The 1,193-nt window shown below is 48.6% G+C and carries 9 tRNA genes and 1 rRNA gene; all 10 read left to right on the forward strand.

The features are described from left to right. Window positions 1–106 (forward strand): 5S ribosomal RNA (gene rrf, locus KHA97_RS23715); the annotation flags it as partial. Between the two features lie 66 nt (window positions 107–172). Further along, window positions 173–248, forward strand: a tRNA-Val gene (locus KHA97_RS23720). A gap of 5 nt (window positions 249–253) precedes the next feature. Next, window positions 254–329, forward strand: a tRNA-Thr gene (locus tag KHA97_RS23725). Between the two features lie 18 nt (window positions 330–347). Then, window positions 348–423: transfer RNA gene (locus KHA97_RS23730), tRNA-Lys, on the forward strand. Between the two features lie 36 nt (window positions 424–459). After that, a tRNA-Leu gene (locus tag KHA97_RS23735) sits at window positions 460–541 on the forward strand. A 33-nt stretch (window positions 542–574) separates the two neighbouring features. Then, window positions 575–649: transfer RNA gene (locus KHA97_RS23740), tRNA-Gly, on the forward strand. A gap of 6 nt (window positions 650–655) precedes the next feature. Next, window positions 656–744: transfer RNA gene (locus tag KHA97_RS23745), tRNA-Leu, on the forward strand. A gap of 24 nt (window positions 745–768) precedes the next feature. Then, window positions 769–845: transfer RNA gene (locus tag KHA97_RS23750), tRNA-Arg, on the forward strand. Window positions 846–863: 18 nt separating this feature from the next. Then, window positions 864–940: transfer RNA gene (locus KHA97_RS23755), tRNA-Pro, on the forward strand. Window positions 941–947: 7 nt separating this feature from the next. Then, window positions 948–1,023 (forward strand) — tRNA-Ala (locus KHA97_RS23760). The last annotated feature ends 170 nt before the right edge of the window (window positions 1,024–1,193 follow it).

Below are 1,193 nucleotides of genomic sequence, written 5' to 3' on the forward strand. Positions count from 1 at the left end.
ATGGCGAAGAGGTCACACCCGTTCCCATCCCGAACACGGAAGTTAAGCTCTTCAGCGCCGATGGTAGTAAGGGGCTTCCCCTTGCAAGAGCAGGACGTTGCCAGGCATGTATGCTATATGAACTATTAGGATGATATCCTATAGCAATGCATATACTTGTATCCCATATTTTGGAGGATTAGCTCAGCTGGGAGAGCATCTGCCTTACAAGCAGAGGGTCGGCGGTTCGATCCCGTCATCCTCCACCATATATGCCGGCCTAGCTCAATTGGTAGAGCAACTGACTTGTAATCAGTAGGTTGGGGGTTCAAGTCCTCTGGCCGGCACCAGCTTTTTTAAATATGTACGAGCCATTAGCTCAGTTGGTAGAGCATCTGACTTTTAATCAGAGGGTCGCAGGTTCGAATCCTGCATGGCTCACCATTGTTTTTTGTTTAGGGCAAAATAACTTGCCTTTACGCGGGTGTGGTGGAACTGGCAGACACGCTAGACTTAGGATCTAGTGCCGCAAGGCGTGGGGGTTCGACTCCCTTCACCCGCATTATTTATTTTTAGTTGAGAGTTGTTAAGCCACGCGGAAGTAGTTCAGTGGTAGAACACCACCTTGCCAAGGTGGGGGTCGCGGGTTCGAATCCCGTCTTCCGCTCCAACTTACGCCGGGGTGGCGGAACTGGCAGACGCACAGGACTTAAAATCCTGCGGTAGGTGACTACCGTACCGGTTCGATTCCGGTCCTCGGCACCAACATTTCTTATTAATTTTATATTTGCGCCCGTAGCTCAATTGGATAGAGCGTCTGACTACGGATCAGAAGGTTATGGGTTCGACTCCTTTCGGGCGCGCCAATATTGATTATCTTTTTTCGGGAAGTAGCTCAGCTTGGTAGAGCACTTGGTTTGGGACCAAGGGGTCGCAGGTTCGAATCCTGTCTTCCCGACCATTATTTTGGGGCCTTAGCTCAGCTGGGAGAGCGCCTGCTTTGCACGCAGGAGGTCAGCGGTTCGACCCCGCTAGGCTCCACCAAAAAAAGTGTTGACAAAGACTTTTGATAGTAGTATTATAGGTAAGTCGCTTATGAGCGACTGGGTTTGATCTTTGAAAACTGAACGAAACGAACGTTAAATTATTTATTTAAACAATGGTTTTTACCATTGCCAGCAAATGAGCTAACAAACTACTTTTATGAGAGTTTG

It is taken from the genome of Lederbergia citri, assembly GCF_018343625.1.
GTDB lineage: Bacteria > Bacillota > Bacilli > Bacillales > Bacillaceae_C > Lederbergia > Lederbergia citri.